Consider the following 23,132-nt stretch of genomic DNA (forward strand, 5'->3'; position numbering starts at 1 on the left):
TTTGCTCTTTATAGGGTTGCGACATGCTGTTGATAGCGTTCATAGGCCTGCTGGAACGCCGCGACATGGGCGGCAACCGGCAGGGTTTCACTGTGCAGATCGAGCTTCACGCAGCGCTGGCACAGGTCGGCCAAAGTGTCCTCGTGGCCGTTCGACCATGACTTGCACCACGCCGCCTGAATCGCCGCGCCAAGGGCTGCGGCTTCGCTGTGTTCGGTGCAGATCACCGGGGTGTTCATGACGTCGGCGACGATCTGCCGCCACACCGCGCTTTTCGAACCGCCGCCGATCAGGCAAATGCTGCGGCTTTGTAAACCATTGTGGCGCAACAGATCCAGTCCATAACGCAAACCGAAGGTGGTGCCTTCGACCACCGCACGACACAGGTTGGCCTGGGTCAGGTTGCTCAGGGTCAGGCCGTGCAGGCTGCCGGTGGCATGGGGCAGGGCGGGGACGCGTTCACCGTTGAGGAAAGGCAACATGCTCACGCCTTCGGCACCGATCGGCGCCTCGGCCACGAGTTGATTGAACTGCTGCAGATCGAGGTCGAACAGTTCGCGGATCGCACCGGTGGCGTTGGTCAGGTTCATGGTGCAGATCAGCGGCAGCCAGCCGCCACTGGACGAGCAGAACGTCGCAACCGAAGCGTCCGCGCTGATCTGCGGTGCCTCGGCGTAGGCGTACACCGTGCCGGAGGAACCGAGGCTCATGGTGATCGCTCCCGGCTGAATGTTGCCGGTGCCGATGGCGCCCATCATGTTGTCGCCACCACCGCTGGCGACCAGCGCATGCGGGTTGAGGCCGAGCTGTTCGGCAATCGCCGGCAGCAGGGTGCCGACCCGCTGATGAGCGTCGATCAGCTCCGGCAACGCGGCTTGCAGGCGCCCGGTGGCGTCGATATCGCGCAACAGTTGCAAGTCCCACTGACGGCTGCGCACGTTGAAATAACCGGTGCCGGAAGCGTCGCCGTACTCGCTGCAGGCGCGGCCGGTGAGCCAGAAGTTCAGGTAGTCGTGGGGCAGCAGGATGCGTGCGACGCGCGAGAACACCTCAGGATGCTGTTCTTTAGTCCAGAGTAATTTCGAAACGGTGTAGCCCGGCGCGATGACTACGCCGAGGCGCTCAAGTGATCCTCTTTCGCCGCCGAGGTGTTTGAGCAAACGGTCGTTTTCATCGGTGGTTTCGGTGTCGCACCACAGCTTGGCCGGGCGCAGTACCTGGCCCTGATCGTCGAGCAGCACCAGCCCGTGTTGCTGGCCGGAGACGCCGATGCCGAGGATCGCCTGACCGTCGACATTGGCTGCGAGCAAGGCGCGGCGGGTGGCGAGGGCGAAGGCGTCCAGCCATTGTTGAGTGTCCTGCTCGCGACGGCCGTTGGCGCCGCTGATCATCGTGTGCGTGGCAGCGCCTTCGCCGAGCACCTGACCGCTGGCGGCATCGAGAATGATCGCCTTGGTGCCCTGGGTGCCGCAGTCGATGCCGAGGAAGAGTTGTCGGGTGGTCATGTGTGAGCCTGTCGGTTTGCGCTGAAGATCAAAAGCCACCCCCTCACCCCAACCCTCTCCCCCAAGGGGGAGAGGGGGGAAGGGAGCCAATTTGGGTACTTTTCCAACACTTGAGTTCGACTCGGTTTTTTTGGCCAAAGGTTCTCCTGCAGGCACCTCGGTTAGTTCCCTCTCCCTCCGGGAGAGGGCTAGGGTGAGGGGCTTTTCAGGCCAGAACCCGCTCCAAGGTGCGCGTCACACCCACCTCACGCAAGCTGTTGCAGCACCATTCAAATGCTGCCACGAACGCCGCCGACCGCGGAATCGCCGTGCCGAAGATCTCCTCAACCGCCAACAACCGCTGGGTGATCAACGCATCATCGGCCACCAGTCCCTGACAGAATTCCGCCCGTGGATCAGGAATCGAATAGGTATCGCCATTCTCGTCCACGCCCTTCAAATACAACGCCCAAGCTGCCACCACCAACGCTGCACGCCTGGTCTCCTGACCATCGGCAATCAAGCGATTGATCGTCGGAACAGTGAATTTGGGAAACTTCGACGAGCCATCCGAACACACCCGCTCCAGCTGATCGGCAATCGCCTGATTGGAAAAGCGCGCCACCAGCGTGTTCTTGTAGTCGGTCAGGTCGATGCCCGGCACTGGTGCCAGTTGCGGGGTGACGTCGAGGTCCATGTAGGCGCGCATGTAACGCACGAACAGCGGATCGTTCATGGTTTCGTGAACGAAGCGATAGCCCTTCAAAAAGCCCAGATACGTCAGCGCCAGGTGGCTGCCGTTGAGCAGTTTGATCTTCATTTCTTCGTAGGGCGAAACGTCGTCGGTGAACTGCACGCCGACCTGTTCCCAGGCCGGGCGACCGTTGACGAATTTGTCTTCCAGCACCCATTGCACGAACGGCTCGCAGACCACCGGCCAGGCATCGTCGACCGCGTGTTTGTCGGCCAGTTGCAGGCGATGCGTGGTGCTGGTCATCGGCGTGATGCGGTCGACCATGGCGTTGGGGAAACTGACGTTGTGCTCGATCCAGTCACGCAGCCCTGGGTCACGCAGGGTGGCGAAGGCCAGCAACGCCTTGCGGGTCACCGCGCCATTGTGCGGCAAGTTATCGCAGGACATGATCGTGAACGCTGGCGTGCCCGTGTCACGGCGCTTTTCCAGGGCTGCACAGAGGAAACCGAACACGGTTTTTGGCGCCAGCGGATGGGCCAGATCGTGCTGAATCTGCGGCAGATGTGCCATGAATTCGCCGTTGCTGTCGTCGATGCAGTAGCCACCCTCGGTGATGGTCAGCGAGACGATGCGGATCTGCGGATCGGCGAGTTTGTCGATCAGCGCCTGTGCACCATCCTCGGCCAGGAGCATGTCGCGAATCGCACCGATCACCCGCACTTCGGTGTCGTCGCTGTCGCCGAGTTCGAACAGGGTGAACAGGTAGTCCTGTTCCTTGAGGTCCTCACGGGCGCGGCGGTCTTCCGCGCGCAGACCGACGCCGCAGATTGCCCAGTCCAGCGCTTGGCCGCTGTTCATCAGCGCATCGGTGTAGTAAGCCTGATGCGCGCGGTGGAAGCCGCCGACGCCAATGTGCGCGATGCCCTGACGGGTGTCGCTGAGGTTGTAGGCCGGCAGTTGCACCTCGGGCGCGAGGCGATGCAGGTTTTGTTCATTCAGTTTCATCGGGCAGGTCTCGAAATTCAGGCCGCGGCGCGCAGCGGGCGGGTCAGCGCCACGCCATCGGCGTCGAACAGGTGGCAATGGCTGGCGTCCAGGTGCAGGTTCAGTTGTTCGCCGTAGCGGCTCGCGAGGTCACCGCGTACGCGCATGGTCAGGGCTTCGCCGGCGTTGGTGGTGACGTGGCAGAAGGTGTCGCTGCCCAGACGTTCGCTGACGTCGGCGGTGACTTGCAGGGTGCAGTCGCCCGGTTGCGCCAGTTCCAGATGTTCCGGGCGAATGCCCAGGGTCACCGCGCTGCCGACGCTCAGGTTGGCAGCGTTGAACGGCAGGGTGATGCGCGTGCCGGCGTCCAGCGAAACTTCGCAGCTCTGGCTATCGACGCGGGCGATCTTGCCTTTGAGGAAGCCCATTTTCGGCGTGCCGAGGAACCCGGCGACGAACAGGTTGGCCGGGTTGTGATAGAGGTCCAGCGGCGAGCCGACCTGTTCGATTTTGCCGCCGTTGAGCACCACGACCTTGTCGGCCATGGTCATCGCTTCGACCTGGTCGTGGGTCACGTAGATCATGGTCGCTTGCAGGTCCTTGTGCAGGCGCAGCAATTCCAGGCGCATCTGCACTCGCAGGGCAGCGTCGAGGTTGGACAGCGGTTCGTCGAACAGGAAGATTTTCGGGTTGCGCACGATGGCGCGACCGATGGCGACCCGTTGCCGTTGGCCACCGGAAAGTTGTTTCGGCTTGCGCTCGAGCATCGGCCCGAGCTCGAGAATCCGCGCCGCTTCGCCGACCTTTTTCTCGACTTCGGCTTTCGGCACGCCCGCCAGATCGAGGGCGAACGACATGTTCTTCTTCACGGTCATGTGCGGGTACAGCGCGTAGGTCTGGAACACCATCGCCAGATCGCGCTTGGCCGGGCTGACTTCGGTGATGTCGCGGCCATCGAGTTCGATGGTGCCGCCGCTGACTTCTTCCAGACCGGCGATCAGCCGCAGAAGCGTGGATTTGCCGCAGCCGGACGGGCCGACGAAGACCACGAATTCCTTGTCGTTCACCTCAAGGTCGATGCCCTTGATGATGGAGAAACCTTCGAAGCCTTTTTGCAGATTCTTGATTTTCAGGTTGGCCATGATGGTGGGCCTCCGCGATAAATTATTCAGTTGAACCGGATCAGCTTTTCTGTAGGAGTGAGCCTGCTCGCGATAGCGGAGTGTCATTCAGCGATGATGTCGACTGACATGGCCTCATCGCGAGCAGGCTCACTCCTACAGGGGGTTGTGTTGGGTCAGAGATATTCATTTCACGGCGCCGAACGAGAGGCCGCGCACCAGTTGTTTCTGGCTGATCCAGCCGAAAATCAGGATCGGCGCACAGGCCAGGGTCGAGACCGCCGACAACTTGGCCCAGAACAAGCCTTCGGGGCTGGAATATGAGGCGATCAGCGCGGTCAGTGGCGCGGCTTTCGACGAGGTCAGGTTCAGCGACCAGAACGCTTCGTTCCAGCACAGAATCAGCGACAGCAACACGGTCGAGGCGAGACCGCCCTTGGCGATCGGCAGCAGCACCCGGAGCATTTCCTGCATCAGCGTGGCGCCGTCGAGGCGGGCGGCCTCGAGGATGTCTTTGGGGATGTCCTTGAAGTAGGTGTAAATCATCCAGACCACGATCGGCAGGTTGATCAGGGTGTAGATCACGATCAACGCGATGCGCGTGTCGAGCAGGCCGAAACTCTTGGCCAGCAGGTAGATCGGCATGAGCACGCCCACCGGTGGCAGCATCTTGGTCGAGAGCATCCACAGCAGCGTGCCCTTGGTGCGCTGGGTTTCGTAGAACGCCATCGAGTAGGCGGCGGGCACCGCGATCAGCAGGCACAGGGCCGTGGCACTGAAGGAAATCACCATCGAGTTCCAGGCAAAACTGAAGTAGTCGCTGCGCTCGTTGATGTGCAGGTAGTTCTCCAGCGTTGGCGTGAAGATGAACTGCGGCGGCGTGGCGAAGGCGTCGATTTCGGTCTTGAAACTGGTCATCACCATCCAGAAGATCGGGAAGAAAATCACGATCGCGATGGCCCAGGCCAGGGTGCCGAGCAGCAGGCTTTGCAGCCGGCGGGATTGTTGAAGAGTCATGGCGGGCCTCAGGCTTTGTCAGTCAGGTTTTTGCCGATCATCCGCACCAGAATGATCGCGGCGATGTTGGCGATGACCACGGCGATCAAGCCGCCCGCCGAAGCCATGCCGACGTCGAACTGCACCAGCGCCTGGTTGTAGATCAGGTAGGCGAGGTTGGTCGAGGCGTAGCCGGGGCCGCCGTTGGTGGTGGTGAAAATCTCGGCGAACACCGACAGCAGGAAGATCGTTTCGATCATCACCACCACGGCAATCGGCCGCGCCAGGTGCGGCAGGGTCAGGTGCCAGAAGATCGCGACGGGGCCGGCACCATCGAGACGCGCGGCTTCTTTCTGCTCCTGGTCGAGGGACTGCATGGCGGTCATCAGGATCAGAATCGCGAAGGGCAGCCATTGCCACGAAACAATGATGATGATCGACAGCAGCGGGTAGTGCGCCAGCCAGTCCACCGGCTCGGCGCCGAACAGCCGCCAGACGTAGGCGAGGATCCCCGACACCGGATGGAAAATCAGGTTCTTCCAGATCAGCGCGCCGACCGTGGGCATGATGAAGAACGGCGAGATCAGCATCACCCGCACGATGCCGCGGCCGAGAAATTCGCTGGCCTCGAGCAGCGCACTGATCAGCACACCGAACACCACGCTGATCAACAGCACGCTGCCCACCAGCAACAGGGTGTTGGTGGCACCGGGCAGGAAGCCGGAGTCGGTGAGGAAGTAAGTGAAGTTCTCCAGCCCGACGAATTCGTTTACTCCCGGATCGAGCAGGTTGTAACGAATCATCGAGAAGTAAATGGTCATGCCCAGCGGCACAATCATCCACAGCAGCAACAGGGCCACTGAAGGGCTGACCAGAAACCAGCCGGGATTGCGTACGCGGACTTTGCGCTGGGGTTGCGACAGGTCGAGGTGGGCTTTGGCAGTTGAAGTATTCATGACAGTGATCACTTACTCGAGATACAGCGAGTTCTCTGTGGCGAGGGAGCTTGCTCCCGCTCGGCTGCGTAGCAGTCGTGAACCCGGCAAACGCGGTCTATCTGATTGACCGTGTCGGCAGTGTCTGGGGCTGCTTCGCAGCCCAGCGGGAGCAAGCTCCCTCGCCACAATTGAAGTAGGCAGCGGTTACTTCGGATAACCGGCGCGCTTCATCTCGCGTTCGGTGGTTTGCTGCGCTGCTGCCAAAGCCTGATCCACCGTGGTCTGGCCGATCAGCGCTGCCGAGAACAGTTTGCCGACCTGGGTGCCCACGCCCTGGAATTCAGGAATGGTCACCAGTTGAATGCCGATGTAGGGCACCGGTTTCAACGTCGGTTTGCTCGGATCTGCGGCTTTCAGCGATTCCAGCGTGACCTTGGCGAACGGCGCCGCACTCATGTAAGCATCGCTGTAGGTCGAGGCGCGGGTACCCGGTGGCACGTTGGCGATGCCGTCGGTTTTGGCCACCAGCTCACCGTATTCCTTGGACGTGGCCCAAGCGCTAAACGCCTTGGCGGCGTCCTTGGCCTTGGAACTGGTGGGAATCGCCAGTGCCCACGAATACAGCCACGCCGAACCTTTGTCGGTGACCTGATGCGGGGCGAAGGTAAAGCCGACGTGATCGGCAACCTTGCTCTGGGTCTTGTCGGTGACGAACGAGCCGGCGACGGACGCATCCACCCAGATCGCGCATTTGCCGCTGTTGAAAAGTGCGAGGTTTTCGTTGAAACCGTTACTGGAGGCGCCGGGCGGGCCGGATTTCTTCATGGTGTCGACGTAGAAATTCAGCGCGTTTTTCCACTCGGGGCCATTGAATTCCGGCTGCCATTTTTCATCGAACCAGCGCGCGCCATAGGCGTTGGCGACGGTGGTGATCAATGCCATGTTCTCGCCCCAGCCGGCCTTGCCGCGCAGGCAGATGCCGTACTGCTCTTTGTCCTTGTTGGTGAGTTTTTCCGCGAAGCCGGCGATCTGTTCCCAGGTCGGGCGCTCGGGCATGCTCAGGCCGGCGTCCTTGAACAGGTCGGTGCGGTAATAGGTGATCGAGCTTTCGGCGTAGAACGGCAGGGCGTACAGCGAACCCTTGACCGACAGGCCTTCACGCACCGACGGGAACACGTCGTCGAGGGCGTAAGAAGCCGGCAGGTCCTTCATCGGTTCCAGCCAGCCTTTGGCGCCCCAGAGTGCCGCTTCGTACATGCCAATGGTCAACACATCGAACTGTCCGCCCTGGGTGGCGATGTCGGTAGTGAGACGCTGGCGCAGGACGTTTTCTTCCAGCACCACCCAATTGAGCTTGATTTCCGGATGCTCGGACTCGAAGGTTTTCGAGAGCTTTTGCATGCGGATCATGTCGCTGTTGTTGACGGTGGCGATGGTCAGGGTCTGGGCGCCAAGGCTGACGCTGCTGAGGGTCATGCAGGTGAGGGCTAGCAGAGCTTTTGCAGTGGGTTGCATCGTGCACTCCTTTTCTGCGCCGTTGGGGGCAGAAGGACAGTTATTGTTTTTGTGTCTTCCGGTGCAGGAAGAATGTGTGTTGATTACAGCCCTCAATCGACAGACTGACAAATCATCCGTCGCACTTGAACCGATACTTTTTTGCACTGGCTAAAAATCAAAAGATCGCAGCCTGCGGCAGCTCCTACATCGATTTCTGTAGGAGCTGCCGCAGGCTGCGATCTTTTGATGTGGCGGTTAAGCGTGATTCTGTTCGGTCAGACGCTGCACCGCGAGGCGTCGATAGTGCGACGGGGTCATGCCCTTGAGTTGCTGGAAGCGTCGATTGAAATTGGAAATATTGTTGAACCCCGACTCGAAACACACCTCCGTCACCGGTTTGTCGCCATCGGCCAGCAGTTCGCAAGATTTGCTGATGCGCAGGCGATTGACGAACTCGATGAAGTTGCGCCCGGTGGCTTGTTTGAATACGCGGCTGAAATAGGTGGGCTTCATGCCCAAATGCTCGGCGACTTCTTCCAGCGTCAGTTCGCGGGCGTAGTGGCTGAAGATGTAATCGACCGCGCGGTTGGTGCGGTCGATGTTGTGTTCGTCGGCCAGTTGCGTGTTGGTGGCGCCGGACAACAGTTGATAATCGTCAGTCGCCGCCAGCAGCTCCATCAGAATGAAAAAGTGCCCGAGACGAGTGATGCCGCGACTGTCGGCAATCAGCTGCATCAGTTTCAGCGCCTCGCGGATCGTGTCCTTGTCGCGAAATTCGATGCCGTACTGCGCGCGTTCCAGCAGCGGTGTCAGCGTCTTGAGTTCGGCAAATACCTGATGGCCGCTTTCAAACAACTCATCGGTGAAGTTCACCAGCATGTCGCGCTTTTCCACCACTTCGTCTTCGGCCACCTGGCTGATCCAGTTGTGTGGCAGATTGGGCCCGGTGAGGAACAGTGTCTGCGGGTAAAAGTTGCCAATGTAGTCGCCAATGAACACTTTGCCGGAACTGGCGACGATCAGATGCAGTTCGTATTCCTTGTGGAAATGCCAACGCACCAGCGGGCACGGAAAACCATGCTGACGGTAGATGATGGACAGCCCGTTATGGTCGTCCATCAGTTCGTAGGAGGGATCAGTGATTCTGGTGGCCCGGGTCATGTCCGATGCGTCTTGTTGTGGTGTTCAGATGCCCATCATGCACGCGCGCCAAGGACAGTTCCAGCGCCTCAGCCTCGGGTCTTTCTGAGACCTTTGGACTGGTTGACCTGCTGGCAATGGCCAATCAGTGGAGTGCCACCGATGAAGTCGGCATTGATGATGCTGCACTTCGGTGCCCATCCCGAGTCCGGGCCAAACCATTGATTGAGCTCGTCGGTGATCCGTTTGACGCCGGCCAGTTCGCCGTAGCTGGTGGCCGACAACGACCAGAGGTTGCCGGATGCCGGTGGGTTGGCCAGGGTTCGGGTGATGTGTTGCTTGAGCTGCTCGGGAGAAGTGATATCCGAGCCGCTCCATTCATGACGGATTTTCGGCCAGTACAGGGGTGAGCTGAAGTCCGGGTGCGAGTCGCTTGCCAATACCACGCGTTGCAGCGAACTGGTCCTTTTAAGTTGCTCAATTGTCAGGTGACTGTTGCTCCGGGGTATAAGCCGCGAAGCCAGTTCCGTGGTGATGACTTCATGAAAACCCTTGTAATCGAATGGCTGATCGTTGGTGCCCTTGAGTTCATGCAAGTCCAACACGATGAACTCGTTCGGATTCTCGTTGAGGAAAAAATTGAGACTTTTTACCAGCTCGCTCAAGGAGCGTCCCTGGAGCAGTTCCACGCCATGAAACGTATGGAACTTCCTGATGCCCAGCCAGTGTTCATCGGCATGCAGACGCAAGTCGAAGGCGCGCACGCCTTCATTAAGTTGCTGAATGAATGGACCGTCCTGACAGACAAACCAATTCTGGGCGGGTTGGAGATAAGCCGGGTACGGGAAATCAAAGTCCATCCCGGAGTTATGCGAGCCGGGCCAGACCACTTCGCCAAGGGTCAGTCGGTCCATATCCGGCGTAGCCGTCATCCAGTTTTTGAAAGGGTAATTGTTCATGGTGCATTCCGTTGCAGATAAAGTTTAATTTTTCGACCGTTCAAGTTGTTTGGTCAGTTTGGAAGTTATTCTTTGGTGCAAACGGAAAAACTACAAGCCAGCACTCTTTGCAAAGTATTGGTAATGTGCTCTTGTACTTTGGTTGTCAACTTTTCTGATTTTTTGCTTCGATCCACTGCGCCATGTATTGGGTGCTTTTATGCAAGTGGTGACGCAACATGCTGCCAGTAAAGTTGGCGCGACGTAATGCTGACAAGTTGTCGCGACAATGTTGCAGGCGATTGATCAGCGCCGGGCCGTGATCAGCCTGCCGATAGCGCGCATTCAACAACGCGACGCCGGCCTGCTGTGCGTCAACCCAGCGCAATCTGTCTTCGTGCAGTGCCACAGCGGCATCGGCCAAGGCCTGGGCCGACTGAGCCACCGCACCGGGCCAGGGCATTGCGCCGCCCATGCCTTCAGCGCCGATGGGCGTCGTGACATTGGGCGTGCCGCAGAGCATCGCATCGACGATCTTGCCCTTGATCCCCGCACCGAAACGCAAAGGCGCCAGGCAAACTCTGGCTTGCGACATCACTTGCAGCGCATCTTCTGCCCAGTTCATCACATGAAACCCCTGCGCCGCGTTGTGCAGGGCTGTGGCCTTGGGCGGCGTATAGGCACCGTAGACATGCAGTTGAGCGCCGGGCAATTGCTGGCGGATCAGCGGCCAGACGGCGGTCTTCATCCACAGGACGGCGTCCCAGTTGGGCGCATGACGGAAGTTGCCAATACTGAGAAAGTGCGCGCGCTGTTCAAAGGGCACGAACGAATCGCGCGGTGGTTCGAGCATCAGCGGGCACCAGTGCAGCAGATCCACAGGGACTTGAAACTGTTCGACCAGCAACCGGATTTCCACTTCGGAAATCATCAGATTCAGATCGCAGCGATACAACGCGGCGATTTCCCGTTTGGCCAGGTCAGTATCGGCCATCAACGCGAACTCTTCGCGCAGCGCCGGTGCGAACAGGGCGCTGAAATCCTGATTGTCCGGGTCGTCTTTCAAGCGCTCCTTGAGCCGTTGGTGGCGGGCGTGGCGCAGGCTCTGCAGGTCGGACGTCTCCAGTACGCGCAAGGCATTCGGGCATTGCTTTTCGACGCGCCAGCCGAACTGCTCCTCCATCATGAACTGGTCGAACAGCACGATATCGGGGGCCAGTTCACTGATGAAACTATCGAAGCTGCTGTTGTTGAGTTCGATCGGCACCTCGCGGATGCCCAGAGCCGTCAGATCGGCCTTGTGCTCGCCCGGGCCGGCCGGGCTGCTGAAAGTGATGTCCCAGCCTTGCTGCAGGAACGTATCGAGGATCTGCATCACATGCCCGCTGGCTGCCGAAGAGCGCGGTTCGGGCCAGACGTAACCGATGACCAGAACTTTGGTGGCGGGTGATGCAGTCATTGACGGGTGTTCCTTGCAGGCAGGCGGCTGAAAATGGCGCGCAATTAGAGCACATCTGCAGCCGCTGCCGAATCAAGGCCAATCACTGGTTCAGAATGCCCTTGACCTTGTCACGCAGTTGATCGATCGAGAAGGGTTTGCCGATCACATGCATGCCGGCGGGGACGTCGATGTTTTCGGCGTAACCGCTGGCGAACAGGACCGGCAGGGTGGCGCGCAGTTCACGTGCCTTGTCGGCCAGTTCCTTACCTGTCATGCCCGGCAGGCCGTAGTCGGTCATCATCAAGTCGATAGCGTTGCTCAGATTCCCGAGAATCTCCAGCGCAGACTCGCCGTCGTCAGCCTCCAGCACTTGGAACTCCAGCTCCTCCAGCACATCGACGATGAGCATGCGCACGATGTTGTCGTCTTCGACTACTAGGATGGTGGGCGCTGGGGTGGACATAGTGAAGGCTCTCAAGAATAGAATTCGGGGATGTCGACCGGTCGAAAATGCCGGGCTCTTGCATGAGTAAGTGGCGCATGGCCACAAGTTCCCGAGCGGGTACAAAAAGATTAGCCGCAAATCGGGGCGGCAAGGATAACCGTTGCCTGATCGGGAAGTGCAGCAAATGTAGGAAATTGCCATCATGGCAGTGAGAAAAATGGATCCATAGTACCGTTTTGGGGCAAACTCCCGGGTTTCGACAGTTCGACAAGGCTGCCCCATGTCCACTCGGTCTACAGTTGACGAAGCACGGTTCCGTAAACTCCTGACGCGCAACATCAGTCTGCCCTTGGGCGTTGGCGCGATCAGTGCGGTGTTTTTCATTTCGCTGATCACCTATTTGCTCTCGGTGATTCAGTGGGTGGAACACACCGACCGGGTGATCAACAACGCCAACGAAGCGGTGAAACTCACCGTGGACCTGGAAACCGGCATGCGCGGCTTCCTGCTCAGCGGCGACGAGCACTTCCTCGACCCGTACGAGACTGCCAAGCCGCGGATCAACGTGGCGCTCAACACCTTGCTCGAACTGACCGCCGACAACCCGGTGCAGACCGATCGTCTGCGTCGTTTGCAGGCATTGCAGACCGAGTGGAGCAACTACGCGCAATCGATGATCGATCTGCAGCGCTCCAGCGGCGACTATCGAGCGGCGGTCAAGGCCGGGCGCGGCAAGCGCCTGACCGATGAGATCCGCAAACAGTTCGAAGACGTGATCGACATGGAGCAGCAGTTGCGCACCACGCGTAACGAAGACGTGCGCCGCACGACGATCTGGAGCATCACTCTGTACCTGCTGTTTATAGCCGGGATCAGCGGTTTGCTGGCCTATGTCGGTCGCCGCGATCTGGTCAGCCTGTCGGACAGCTACAGCGCCAACCTCGCCGCGCAGCAGGCCAGTGCCGAGCGTCTGGAGCGTCAGGCGTGGATGCGCAGCGGCCAGACCGAGCTGGCAGAGCAGGTGCTGGGTCAACTGACATTGAACCTGCTGGGGCGCAATATTCTGCAGTTCTGCGCGCAATACCTCGGCACTGCGGTGGCGGCGCTGTACGTGCGCGAAGAGCACGGCGGCCTGAAACGCGTGGCGTCCTATGGGTTCTCCCGTGAACAGGAAGAAAAAGATCAGCAGATCTACAGCGGCGAAGGCATCGTCGGCCAGGTTGCCCAGCAGGGACAACTGATTCGTCTGGATTCAGTACCCGCCGACTATTTCAAAGTCAGCTCCGGCCTGGGCGCGGGCCTGCCGCACAGTGTGCTGGTGGTGCCGACCAGTGATGATGACCGGGTCAACGGCGTGATCGAACTGGGCTTCCTGCGCCCGCTGACTCAGCGCGATGTCGAATTGCTGGAACTGATTGCCGGCAACATCGGCACCTCGATCGAAGCGGCACGTTATCGCCAGCGCCTGCAGGAAGTGCTGGCCGAAACCCAGCAGCTCAACGAAGAGTTGCAGGTGCAGCAGGAAGAGCTGAAAACCGCCAACGAAGAGCTGGAAGAACAGTCGCGGATTCTCAAGGAATCCCAGGCGCATCTGGAAACCCAGCAAGTCGAGCTGGAGCAGACCAACGAGCAGTTGGCCGAGCAGGCGCAGACTCTGGCCGAGCAGCGCGACGCCATGGACCAGAAGAACACCGAACTCAATCAGGCACAGGTGCAGCTTGAAGAACGCGCCGAAGAGCTGCAGCGTTCGAGCAAGTACAAGTCCGAATTCCTCGCCAACATGTCCCACGAACTGCGAACACCGCTGAACAGTTCGCTGATCCTCGCCAAGTTGCTGGCCGAGAACCCGCAGGACAATCTGACGGCCGAGCAGGTCAAATTCGCCGAGTCGATCTATTCGGCGGGCAACGATCTGCTGAATCTGATCAACGACATTCTCGACATTTCCAAGGTCGAGGCCGGCAAGCTCGAGGTGATCCCGGAAAATACCAGTGTCGCGCGGCTGGCCGACGGCCTGCGCAGCGTGTTCGAACCGCTGGCGGCGGACAAGCAACTGACGTTCAGCGTCGAGTTGCAGCCGGATGCGCCGATCATGCTGTACACCGACCGCCAGCGTCTGGAGCAGGTGGTCAAGAACCTGTTGTCCAACGCCGTGAAGTTCACCGAACACGGCGCGGTCAGCCTGACCATCGCCGGCCAGCCGAACGAACGCATTGCGTTCATCGTGCGCGATTCGGGGATCGGTATCGCCGCAGATCAGCAGGAAAGCATCTTCGAAGCGTTCCGTCAGGCTGACGGCACCACCAACCGCAAGTACGGTGGCACCGGTCTGGGCCTGTCGATCTCGCGCGATCTGGCAGCCTTGCTGGGCGGCTCGATCAGTGTCAGCAGCGCACCGGGGCAGGGCAGTGTGTTTACCCTGGTGTTGCCACAGCAATACAGCGAGCCGGGTGACAGCCCTGCGATCCCGCTGACCTTCACTGCGCCGGTATCGGCTCCGGCGCCGGTGGTGCAGCCGCCATCGATCGCGGTGTCGCCATTGGCGCCGGTGCACATCCCGCGTTTTGCCGATGACCGTGGCAAGGCGCCGTTCGCCACGCGCTGCATTCTGGTGGTGGAAGACGAGCCGAACTTCGCCCACATCCTTTACGACCTGGCCCACGAACTGGGCTATCAGTGCCTGGTGGCCCACGGTGCCGACGAAGGTTACGACCTGGCCCGCGAGTTCGTGCCGGACGCGATCCTGCTCGATATGCGTCTGCCGGACCATTCCGGGTTGACCGTGCTGCAACGTCTGAAAGAACACGCCGAAACCCGGCACATTCCGGTGCATGTGATCTCGGTCGAAGACCGTGTCGAAGCGGCGATGCACATGGGCGCGATCGGTTATGCGGTCAAGCCGACCACCCGCGAAGAACTCAAGGACGTGTTCGCCCGTCTCGAAGCCAAGCTGACCCAAAAGGTCAAGCGCGTGCTGCTGGTCGAAGATGACGATCTGCAACGCGAAAGCATTGCCCGCCTGATCGGTGACGAGGACATCGAAATCACCGCCGTCGGTCTGGCGCAAGACGCGCTGGAGAAACTGCGCACGACGATTTACGACTGCATGGTGATCGACCTGAAATTGCCGGACATGCTCGGCAACGATCTGCTCAAGCGCATGTCGACCGAGGACATCTGCTCGTTCCCGCCGGTGATCGTCTATACCGGACGCAACCTGACCCGCGATGAAGAGGCCGAGCTGCGCAAGTATTCACGCTCGATCATTATCAAGGGCGCGCGCTCGCCGGAACGTCTGCTGGATGAGGTGACACTCTTTCTGCACAAAGTCGAATCGCAGTTGTCCCATGAACGGCAGAAGATGCTCAAGACTGCGCGCAGTCGCGACAAGGTCTTCGAAGGCCGCAAGGTGCTGCTGGTGGACGACGATGTGCGCAACATCTTCGCCCTGACCAGTGCGCTGGAGCACAAGGGCGCAGTCGTGGTGATCGGCCGTAATGGTCGCGAAGCGATTGATAAGTTGAATGAAGTCGAGGACATCGATCTGGTGCTGATGGACGTGATGATGCCGGAGATGGATGGTTTTGAAGCCACCATTGAAATCCGCAAGGATCCGCGCTGGCGCAAACTGCCGATCATCGCCGTGACGGCCAAGGCCATGAAGGACGATCAGGAGCGCTGCCTGCAGGCGGGCGCCAACGATTATCTGGCCAAGCCCATTGATCTGGATCGCCTGTTCTCGTTGATTCGCGTGTGGTTACCGAAGATGGAACGCATTTAGTGGATAGCAGTCACTCCGCGGAGCGCAACAGCGAAATCGAATTACGCCTGTTGATTGAGGCCATCTACCTCAAGTACAGCTACGATTTTCGCGATTACTCGGGCGCTTCGATCAAGCGTCGGGTGCAGCACGCCTTGAACCAGTTCGAATGCGCGACCATTTCGGCGTTGCAGGAGAAAGTCCTGCACGATCCCACCGCGTTCATGCAGTTGCTGCAGTTGCTGACGATTCCGGTCAGCGAGATGTTCCGCGATCCGTCGCACTTCCTGGCAATCCGCAAGGAAGTGGTGCCGCTGCTGCGCACCTATCCGTCGCTGAAGATCTGGATCGCCGGGTGTAGCACGGGGGAGGAGGTGTATTCGATGGCGATTCTGCTGCGCGAAGAAGGCTTGCTCGACCGTACGATCATCTACGCCACCGACATCAACCCGCGCTCGCTGGACAAGGCCAAGCAGGGGATTTTCTCGATGGAGAACGTGCGCGCCTATACCGCCAATTACCAGCAGGCCGGCGGCCAGCGCTCCTTTGCCGATTACTACACCGCGGCCTATGGCTACGCGATCTTCGACAAGAGCCTGTGCGAGAACGTGACCTTCGCCGACCACAGCCTGGCGACGGACAGCGTGTTCTCCGAAACGCAGCTGATTTCCTGCCGCAACGTATTGATTTACTTCAACAAGAAACTTCAGGACCGTGCCTTCGGTCTGTTTCACGAATCGCTGTGTCACCGTGGCTTTCTGGTGTTGGGCAGCAAGGAAACGCTGGATTTTTCCGGCTACTCGAATCAGTTCGAACCGTTGGTCAAACAAGAACGGATCTATCGCAAATTATGAACGATGCCGTGGATTTGCCTCGCGTCGAGGCCATCGTGGTCGGTGCTTCGGCCGGTGGGGTCGAAGCCCTGCTGACCCTGCTCGCGCCGCTGCGCCAGGGTTACGTGTTGCCGATCATTGTTGTGTTGCACCTGCCGGAGGAGCGTCGCAGCCAATTGGCCGAGGTGTTCGCCCGGCGGCTGATGCTGCCGGTGGAGGAGGCGAGCGACAAACAGGACATCGCTCCCGGCACGGTTTACTTCGCTACCCCCGGTTATCACCTGTCGGTGGAACAGGATCGCAGTCTGTCGCTGAGCCTTGAAGACCGCGTGCACCATTCCCGTCCGGCCATTGATTACTTGTTTGAATCCGCCGCGGATGTTTACGGCGAAACCCTGGCTGCCGTGTTGCTGACCGGCGCCAATCACGATGGTGCTCGCGGCCTGGCGCAAGTCAAGCGACGCGGCGGACTGACCATTGTTCAAGACCCGCAGGACGCACAGGTCGCCACCATGCCTCAGGCTGCGCTGAAAATTCAGCAGCCCGACCATGTCCTACCCATTCACGGCATCGGCCGTCTGCTTGTCGAGCTGGAACGAATCGCATGCTGAGTAATATCCAGGCCAAATTGCTGATCGTCGACGATCTGCCGGAGAACCTGCTGGCCCTCGAAGCGCTGATCAAGCGCGAGGACCGCACGGTGTACAAGGCGCTGTCGGCGGACGAAGCACTTTCGCTGCTGCTGCAACACGAGTTCGCCATGGCCATCCTCGACGTGCAGATGCCGGGGATGAACGGCTTCGAACTCGCCGAGTTGATGCGCGGCACCGAAAAAACCAAAAACATTCCGATCATCTTTGTCAGCGCCGCCGGCCGTGAACTGAACTATGCGTTCAAGGGTTACGAAAGCGGGGCGGTGGACTTTCTGCACAAGCCGCTGGATATCCACGCGGTGAAGAGCAAGGTCAATGTGTTCGTCGACCTTTACCGCCAGAGCAAGGCCATGAAGCAACAGGTCGAAGCCCTGGAGCAGGCGCGTCGCGAGCAGGAAGCGCTGCTGCAGCAACTGCAAAGCACGCAGTTGGAGCTGGAGCAGGCGGTGCGTATGCGCGATGACTTCATGTCAATCGTCGCTCACGAAGTGCGCACACCGCTCAATGGCCTGATACTCGAAACCCAGTTGCGCAAGATGCACCTGGCGCGGGACAACGCCGCCGCGTTCACCCTCGACAAGATGCATGCGATGGTCGATCGCGACGAGCGTCAGATCAAAAGCCTGATCCGGCTGATCGAAGACATGCTCGACGTTTCGCGGATTCGTACCGGCAAGCTGTCGATCCGGCCGAATCGCTTCGATCTGTCACAACTGGTGGCCAACCTGCTGCAGAATTTCGCGCAGCAGATCGAGGCCGCCGAGACCGAAGTGTCGTTCACCGCGCCGCAGCCGGTGGAAGGTTACTGGGACGAATTTCGCATCGAGCAGGTGGTGTCCAACCTGCTGACCAATGCTTTGCGCTACGGCGGTCGCAGCCCGATTCAGGTGCGCGTGTACCGTGAGGGCGACGAGGCGCGGGTCGAGGTTCAGGACCGGGGCATCGGCATCAGCGAAGAGAACCAGAAGCGTATTTTCCAACAGTTCGAACGGGTTTCCGCCAAGACGGTAGTGGCTGGTCTCGGGCTGGGTCTGTTCATTTCCGAGCAGATCGTCGCCGCCCATGGCGGTTCCATCGTCGTCGAGAGTCAAATCAACGAAGGCGCCCTGTTTCGCGTTTGTCTGCCAATCCAGGAAAACGGCATATCCGACGCAACCTCTGAGTGACCGCACGGTCGTATCAGCAGCTATTGACCGAACAAAGGCTTCCCATGAGCGTAGATGCACAAGATGTAGTACTCGTCGTCGAGGACGAACCGGTTATCTTGATGGTGCTGACAGATTACCTGTCGGGGCAGGGGTACCGCGTGTTGCAGGCCGAAAACGGCGAGCAGGCGTTCGAGATTCTCGCGAGCAAGCCGCATCTGGACATGCTGATCACTGACTTTCGTCTGCCGGGCGGGATCTCCGGCGTACAGATCGCGGAGCCGGCAGTAAAACTGCGCCCGGATCTGAAGGTAATCTTCATCAGCGGCTATCCGCAGGAAATCCGCGAGACCGGCAGCCCGATCACGCAAAAGGCGCCGATCCTGGAAAAACCGTTCGATCTGGACGTCTTGCAGGAAAAGATTCAGGAATTGCTGGCCTGATCAAGAAACACTGAAATGCCCGTGTAGGAGCTGCCGAAGGCTGCGATCTTTTGATCTTAAAAAACAAGATCAAAGATCGCAGCCTGCGCCAGCTCCTGCAGTCGTTTTGGGGGATCAGTTCTTGATCATCTCGCGGACCTTGGCGGTCAGCAGATCGAAAGTGAACGGCTTGGTGATCATCTGCATGCCCGGGTCGAGGAACCCACCGCGCACTGCCGCGTGCTCGGCATACCCGGTGATGAACAGCACCTTCAATCCCGGCCGATACTGCCGGCCGATTTCCGCCAGTTGCCGGCCGTTCATGCCCGGCAGGCCGACGTCGCTGATCAGCAGGTCGATGCGCTGCGTCGAGTTGAGGATCGGCATTGCACCATCGGCATCGCCGGCTTCGACAAACGCATAGCCCAGCTCACTGAGCACCGCGCTGACCAGTACGCGCACGGCGGGGTCGTCCTCGACGATCAACACGGTTTCGCCGTCCAGCGCTTCCGGGGCCTGTTGAACATCGGACACCGGATGCTCCAGCTCTTCGCCGCGAAAGCGCGGCAGGTAGAGTTTGACCGTGGTGCCCTGATCGATTTCGCTGTCGATCGAGACATGGCCACGGGACTGTTTGCTGAAGCCGTAGATCATCGACAGGCCCAGCCCGGTACCCTGACCGATCGGCTTGGTAGTGAAGAACGGATCGAACGCGCGGCTGACCACACTTTGCGGCATGCCACTGCCGTTATCGGTGACGCTGAGCATCACGTAGTCGCCGGGTTCGAGATTCGGGTAGGCCTCGGTGAACTCCGGCTTAAGCACTTGGTTGCTGGTTTCGACCACCAGTTTGCCACCCTCGGGCATCGCATCACGGGCGTTGAGTACCAGATTGAGCAGGGCGCTTTCCAGTTGATTGGGATCCGCTTCGGCGATCCACAATTGGTCGTTAAGGCGCATCTCCAGCTGGATGCTTTCGTTGAGGCTGCGCTGCAGCAACTCGCCCATCGACAGCACCAGCGTGTTCATCTGCACGGCTTTGGAGTCCAGCGATTGCCGGCGGGAAAACGCCAGCAAACGGTGGGTCAGGCCGGCCGCGCGGTTGGCGGAAGTGACACCGAGATCGATCAGGCTGTCGAGGTCTTCAGTACGCCCACGGGCCAAGCGCCGGCGCAGCAGTTCCAGACTGCCGATGATCCCGGTGAGCATGTTGTTGAAGTCGTGAGCGATGCCGCCGGTCAACTGACCGACCGCTTCCATTTTCTGCGACTGACGCAAGGCTTCTTCGTTGTGGCGAAGTTGCGCGGTGCGTTCCTCGACCTGTTGCTCAAGGGTTTCCAGGGTCGATTGCAGTCGGCGTTCGCTTTCACTCAAATCAATCAGGCGATCGCGGGCTTCGTACTGTCGTCGTCGCCCGCGCAGGGCGGTCGAGACCAGACTGACCAGGGTCGCTGGATGAAACGGGCGCTCGAGAAATGTGACGTTGCCCAGCAGTTTGCTCATGCGCGAGGAGGGGCCCGGTTCCGGGCCGCCGTGATGGGTGAGCAAGACGATCGGCAGATCCGACCAGGCCGGCTGCTGTTCCAGAAAGTGCAGAAGACTTTCCAGCTCGGGACCACGCAGGGCTTCGGTGGCAATCAACAAGAGCCCGGCACCGGGCTCCAGTTCTGCGCACAGTGCGCCCAGATCCGGAGTGATGACGCCGCCATAACCCGCCTCATTGAGGATCATCAGCGCCACTTGGCTGTCCCGACCCATGGGCGCCAGAATCAGCGCCCGTTCCGGCAGTGATACGGAAGCTGTCACAAGGTTTCTTCCCGCAACAGCGGATTGCTCGCGCCGAGGTAAGTCGGCACGCCACGCAGCACGCCCTGGAACGCTTCCAGCGGTTCGCCGATGGTCATGCCCTGGCCCGAAATGCGGTATTCACGGATGGTCGATTCGTGGCTGCCGGTACGTTTCTTGATGATGGAAATGGCCCGGCGAACCTTGCCGATGGCTTCGAAGTAGCGCAGCAGGATCACCGTGTCGGCCAGGTAAGTGATGTCGACCGGCGCCTGCATGTCACCGACCAGGCCATGCTGGGCAACGGTCATGAAGGTCGCCGCGCCTTTGCGGTTCAGATACAGCAGCAGCTCGTGCATGTGCAGCACCAGCGCGTTTTCTTCCGGCATTGCGGCCTGATAACCGTTGATGCTGTCGATGACCACGGTCTTGATGTTGCCTTCATCGACGCAACGACGCACCCGATGCGAGAACTCGCCGGGGGACAGCTCGGCGGCGTCGACCTGATCGATCAGCAGGTTGCCGGTGGCTTGCAGGGCCTTGAGGTCGATGCCGATATTTTTCATCCGCTCGAACAGCAGACCCAGCTCTTCATCAAAGATGAACAGCGCAGCTTTTTCGCCCCTGGCCACTGCCGCGGCGGCGAATATCATCGAGATCAGCGATTTGCCGGTACCGGCCGGGCCGAGAATCAGCGTGCTGGAACCCGTTTCGATGCCGCCGCCGAGCAGCGCATCCATTTCCTTGATGCCGCTGGTCAATTGCAGGCGCGGATAGTCGCCACGGTGTTCGGCAGCGACCAGTCGCGGGAACACATGCACGCCGTCGCCCATGATGGTGAAGTCGTGGTAACCGCCACGGTATTTCTGGCCGCGATACTTGACGATGCGCACGCGGCGGCGCTCGGCGCCGTAATTGGGCGTCAGTTCTTCGAGGCGGATTACCCCGTGAGCGACACTGTGCACGGTCTTGTCGAGGGACTCGGTGGTCAGGTCGTCAAGCAGCAGCACGGTGGCGTCGTAACGCACGAAGTAATGTTTGATCGCCAGAATTTGCCGGCGGTAGCGCAGCGAACTCTGCGCCAGCAGGCGGATCTCCGACAGACTGTCGAGCACCACGCGGGTCGGCTTGAAGCGCTCGACCACTTCGAAAATCTGCTTGGTGGCTTCGCCCAGCTCCAGGTCGGAGGAGTACAGCAGGCTTTGCTGATGCTCGGCGTTGAGCAGACTTTCGGGCGGCGTCAGCTCGAAGATTTCAATGTTTTCGTTCAGCTCCCAGCCGTGGGAGGCCGCGCCTTGACGCAATTCACGCTCGGTTTCCGATAGCGTGATGTACAGACAGCGTTCGCCGGCACGGGCGCCCGCCATCAGGAAATGCAACGCGACGGTGGTTTTGCCTGTACCGGGTTCACCTTCGAGCAAAAACACGTGCCCTCGGGACAGACCACCGGCAAGGATGTCATCCAGGCCAATGATGCCGGTGGCGGCTTTTGCACTGATCAACTCGTTGGACGTAGACAAAGAATGCCCTCTCATGACTAGGGGAATCGAGGCAGCAGGCTGTATCAGCCGTTGTGCTCTACCTGATTACTTGACCGCTGCCAGTCATGACGGTTCCGAGGTTTCGATATCAAAATGTCATTGAATCAGCGGGTAAAGGCTCAAAGGCCCTGCTGCAACGCGGGGTCATCAGGGTTCATCTGCTCCAGTTGCGCCAGCAGAATCTGCACGTTCTGCAACTGGCCGCTTTCCTTCCAGTAATTGATCAGCAACACCCGTGCCTTGCGGTCGGCGGGGTGGCGCTGGACGACTTCCTGCAACTGCTTTTGCGCGGCTTCCAGCTCTTCGGCGGCGTGCAGGGTGGTGGCGAGGTCGTAGCGGTAATCCTTGTTGTCCGGCTCAAGTTCCACCGCTTTGGACAACCCGAGCAGGGCAAACTCACGCTGGCCGTGGTGCAACAGCCACAGCCCGAGCGCTTGTTGCAGGTAGGCGGAATCCGGTTGCGCCTGCAGCTGTTTGGCGAGCAACTGGCGAGCGGCGTCGCTCTGGCCCTGACGGTCGAGAACATCGATCTGCATTACCAGCGCCGGCAGATTGCCCGGCTCCAGACGCAGGGTGTTGTCCAGCGCTTGCTGGGCCTGTTTGAGCTCGGCGTTGTGCAGATACAGGCGCGCCAGTTGTGCATAGGTGGCCGCGCTTTCCGGCTGCCCCTTGAGCGCTTGTTCCCAGCCATCGATGGCTTGCTGCAGCGGGGCGAAATACAGACCGAGTTCATCCGGCGTCAGGCCGAGCAGGGCGTTGATCGCGGCGAATCGTACGCTTTGGTCTTCATCCTCGAGCATCGGCCCGAGCAACAGACTGCGTTGCCCGCCGGGCACCAGTCCGACCACACTTTGAATCGCCGCCAGCCGTACTTCGGGGGCTTCATTCTGCAGGTGAGCGTCGGCCAGTTTCAGCGCTTGCGGACTTGGGTAGTTGGGCAGCTCGGCCAGCAGCCAGACACTGCGTTTGACCGAGAGGTCCGGGCGTCCCAGCTGCTGATACAACTGCCGCGCGGCTCCCGGCTGACCGGAACGGGCCGCCGTCAGGGCTTCGCTGTAGCCGCGCTTGATCGCTTCCGGCACCACCGGGGCGGTGGAGCGCAGCGATAACCAGGCAATGACGACAAGCAGCACAAGGCCAAGGCTGATGAACAGGTAACGGCGGGACTGAGGCATGCAGATTTCCGTGAACTGGCGTTCTATAGCAGAGGGGCAAGCTTCGGTCAGAGAAGGCCATGAGTCAAACCCGTGCTTGCGAATTGACCTGCAGGAGCTGCCGCAGGCTGCGATCTTTTGATCTTGTTTTTTAAAAGCAA

General features: G+C 59.9%; 18 protein-coding genes. 5 read left to right on the forward strand and 13 right to left on the reverse strand.

Going from position 1 to position 23,132, the window contains the following annotated elements; genetic code table 11:
* Positions 1–8: 8 nt before the first annotated feature.
* The 10 genes from xylB to ACU680_RS05615 all read right to left on the reverse strand — a co-directional run bounded on the left by xylB (position 9) and on the right by ACU680_RS05615 (position 11,696).
* Positions 9–1,505: a xylulokinase gene (xylB, locus tag ACU680_RS05570; RefSeq protein ID WP_448178874.1), complete on the reverse strand. Its 1,497-nt coding sequence runs from the start codon at positions 1,503–1,505 to the stop codon at positions 9–11.
* Positions 1,506–1,710: 205 nt separating this feature from the next.
* Positions 1,711–3,183: a mannitol dehydrogenase family protein gene (locus ACU680_RS05575; RefSeq protein ID WP_448178875.1), complete on the reverse strand. Its 1,473-nt coding sequence runs from the start codon at positions 3,181–3,183 to the stop codon at positions 1,711–1,713.
* A gap of 17 nt (positions 3,184–3,200) precedes the next feature.
* Positions 3,201–4,304 (reverse strand): ABC transporter ATP-binding protein, encoded by a 1,104-nt coding sequence (locus ACU680_RS05580; protein ID WP_367084439.1) that lies wholly within the window; start codon positions 4,302–4,304, stop codon positions 3,201–3,203.
* A 165-nt stretch (positions 4,305–4,469) separates the two neighbouring features.
* Positions 4,470–5,300: a carbohydrate ABC transporter permease gene (locus ACU680_RS05585; protein WP_448178876.1), complete on the reverse strand. Its 831-nt coding sequence runs from the start codon at positions 5,298–5,300 to the stop codon at positions 4,470–4,472.
* An 8-nt stretch (positions 5,301–5,308) separates the two neighbouring features.
* Positions 5,309–6,235 (reverse strand): carbohydrate ABC transporter permease, encoded by a 927-nt coding sequence (locus ACU680_RS05590; protein WP_003225141.1) that lies wholly within the window; start codon positions 6,233–6,235, stop codon positions 5,309–5,311.
* Between the two features lie 186 nt (positions 6,236–6,421).
* Positions 6,422–7,732 carry an ABC transporter substrate-binding protein gene (locus tag ACU680_RS05595; RefSeq protein WP_007963567.1) on the reverse strand — a complete coding sequence of 437 codons (1,311 nt, stop codon included), beginning with the start codon at positions 7,730–7,732 and terminating at the stop codon, positions 6,422–6,424.
* 237 nt (positions 7,733–7,969) lie between these two features.
* Positions 7,970–8,875 (reverse strand): AraC family transcriptional regulator, encoded by a 906-nt coding sequence (locus tag ACU680_RS05600; RefSeq protein WP_007963566.1) that lies wholly within the window; start codon positions 8,873–8,875, stop codon positions 7,970–7,972.
* Positions 8,876–8,943: 68 nt separating this feature from the next.
* The gene (locus ACU680_RS05605) at positions 8,944–9,813 is read right to left on the reverse strand and encodes a phosphatidylinositol-specific phospholipase C domain-containing protein (protein WP_448178877.1); all 870 of its coding nucleotides are present in this window, start codon (positions 9,811–9,813) and stop codon (positions 8,944–8,946) included.
* A 145-nt stretch (positions 9,814–9,958) separates the two neighbouring features.
* Complete coding sequence (locus ACU680_RS05610; RefSeq protein ID WP_448178878.1) at positions 9,959–11,251, reverse strand: glycosyltransferase; 1,293 nt, start codon at positions 11,249–11,251, stop codon at positions 9,959–9,961.
* 82 nt (positions 11,252–11,333) lie between these two features.
* Positions 11,334–11,696 (reverse strand): response regulator, encoded by a 363-nt coding sequence (locus ACU680_RS05615; RefSeq protein WP_448178879.1) that lies wholly within the window; start codon positions 11,694–11,696, stop codon positions 11,334–11,336.
* A gap of 262 nt (positions 11,697–11,958) precedes the next feature.
* On the opposite strand from ACU680_RS05615, the gene ACU680_RS05620 reads away from it, so the two are divergent.
* From ACU680_RS05620 to ACU680_RS05640, 5 genes are read left to right on the forward strand one after another with little or no spacing between them, the layout of a single operon-like run.
* Complete coding sequence (locus tag ACU680_RS05620) at positions 11,959–15,459, forward strand: response regulator (RefSeq protein WP_367084445.1); 3,501 nt, start codon at positions 11,959–11,961, stop codon at positions 15,457–15,459.
* The gene (locus tag ACU680_RS05625) at positions 15,459–16,292 is read left to right on the forward strand and encodes a CheR family methyltransferase (protein WP_007963561.1); all 834 of its coding nucleotides are present in this window, start codon (positions 15,459–15,461) and stop codon (positions 16,290–16,292) included. The genes ACU680_RS05620 and ACU680_RS05625 overlap by 1 nt, the downstream gene beginning before the upstream one ends.
* Complete coding sequence (locus ACU680_RS05630; protein ID WP_400758169.1) at positions 16,289–16,882, forward strand: chemotaxis protein CheB; 594 nt, start codon at positions 16,289–16,291, stop codon at positions 16,880–16,882. The genes ACU680_RS05625 and ACU680_RS05630 overlap by 4 nt, the downstream gene beginning before the upstream one ends.
* Positions 16,876–18,090: a hybrid sensor histidine kinase/response regulator gene (locus ACU680_RS05635; protein ID WP_400758171.1), complete on the forward strand. Its 1,215-nt coding sequence runs from the start codon at positions 16,876–16,878 to the stop codon at positions 18,088–18,090. The genes ACU680_RS05630 and ACU680_RS05635 overlap by 7 nt, the downstream gene beginning before the upstream one ends.
* Positions 18,091–18,134: 44 nt before the next feature.
* The gene (locus ACU680_RS05640; RefSeq protein ID WP_007963558.1) at positions 18,135–18,512 is read left to right on the forward strand and encodes a response regulator; all 378 of its coding nucleotides are present in this window, start codon (positions 18,135–18,137) and stop codon (positions 18,510–18,512) included.
* Between the two features lie 114 nt (positions 18,513–18,626).
* Here the strand turns inward: ACU680_RS05640 and ACU680_RS05645 are convergent, their stop codons facing one another.
* From ACU680_RS05645 to ACU680_RS05655, 3 genes are all read right to left on the reverse strand, one after another.
* Positions 18,627–20,297: an ATP-binding protein gene (locus ACU680_RS05645; RefSeq protein ID WP_367084449.1), complete on the reverse strand. Its 1,671-nt coding sequence runs from the start codon at positions 20,295–20,297 to the stop codon at positions 18,627–18,629.
* Positions 20,294–21,796 (reverse strand): ATPase domain-containing protein, encoded by a 1,503-nt coding sequence (locus ACU680_RS05650; protein ID WP_123586433.1) that lies wholly within the window; start codon positions 21,794–21,796, stop codon positions 20,294–20,296. Before ACU680_RS05650 ends, ACU680_RS05645 begins: the two co-directional genes overlap by 4 nt.
* 140 nt (positions 21,797–21,936) lie before the next feature.
* Positions 21,937–22,992, reverse strand: a complete 1,056-nt coding sequence (locus ACU680_RS05655) for a HEAT repeat domain-containing protein (RefSeq protein WP_448178880.1) — start codon at positions 22,990–22,992, stop codon at positions 21,937–21,939.
* Positions 22,993–23,132 lie beyond the last annotated feature (140 nt).

This window comes from Pseudomonas sp. LF020 (assembly GCF_053456425.1).

Coding starts and splice junctions, on each gene's coding strand:
- xylB (WP_448178874.1), bottom strand. CDS start 1,505: ATGACCACCCGACAACTCTTCCTCGGCATCGACTGCGGCACCCAGGGC.
- ACU680_RS05575 (WP_448178875.1), bottom strand. CDS start 3,183: ATGAAACTGAATGAACAAAACCTGCATCGCCTCGCGCCCGAGGTGCAA.
- ACU680_RS05580 (WP_367084439.1), bottom strand. CDS start 4,304: ATGGCCAACCTGAAAATCAAGAATCTGCAAAAAGGCTTCGAAGGTTTC.
- ACU680_RS05585 (WP_448178876.1), bottom strand. CDS start 5,300: ATGACTCTTCAACAATCCCGCCGGCTGCAAAGCCTGCTGCTCGGCACC.
- ACU680_RS05590 (WP_003225141.1), bottom strand. CDS start 6,235: ATGAATACTTCAACTGCCAAAGCCCACCTCGACCTGTCGCAACCCCAG.
- ACU680_RS05595 (WP_007963567.1), bottom strand. CDS start 7,732: ATGCAACCCACTGCAAAAGCTCTGCTAGCCCTCACCTGCATGACCCTC.
- ACU680_RS05600 (WP_007963566.1), bottom strand. CDS start 8,875: ATGACCCGGGCCACCAGAATCACTGATCCCTCCTACGAACTGATGGAC.
- ACU680_RS05605 (WP_448178877.1), bottom strand. CDS start 9,813: ATGAACAATTACCCTTTCAAAAACTGGATGACGGCTACGCCGGATATG.
- ACU680_RS05610 (WP_448178878.1), bottom strand. CDS start 11,251: ATGACTGCATCACCCGCCACCAAAGTTCTGGTCATCGGTTACGTCTGG.
- ACU680_RS05615 (WP_448178879.1), bottom strand. CDS start 11,696: ATGTCCACCCCAGCGCCCACCATCCTAGTAGTCGAAGACGACAACATC.
- ACU680_RS05620 (WP_367084445.1), top strand. CDS start 11,959: ATGTCCACTCGGTCTACAGTTGACGAAGCACGGTTCCGTAAACTCCTG.
- ACU680_RS05630 (WP_400758169.1), top strand. CDS start 16,289: ATGAACGATGCCGTGGATTTGCCTCGCGTCGAGGCCATCGTGGTCGGT.
- ACU680_RS05635 (WP_400758171.1), top strand. CDS start 16,876: ATGCTGAGTAATATCCAGGCCAAATTGCTGATCGTCGACGATCTGCCG.
- ACU680_RS05640 (WP_007963558.1), top strand. CDS start 18,135: ATGAGCGTAGATGCACAAGATGTAGTACTCGTCGTCGAGGACGAACCG.
- ACU680_RS05655 (WP_448178880.1), bottom strand. CDS start 22,992: ATGCCTCAGTCCCGCCGTTACCTGTTCATCAGCCTTGGCCTTGTGCTG.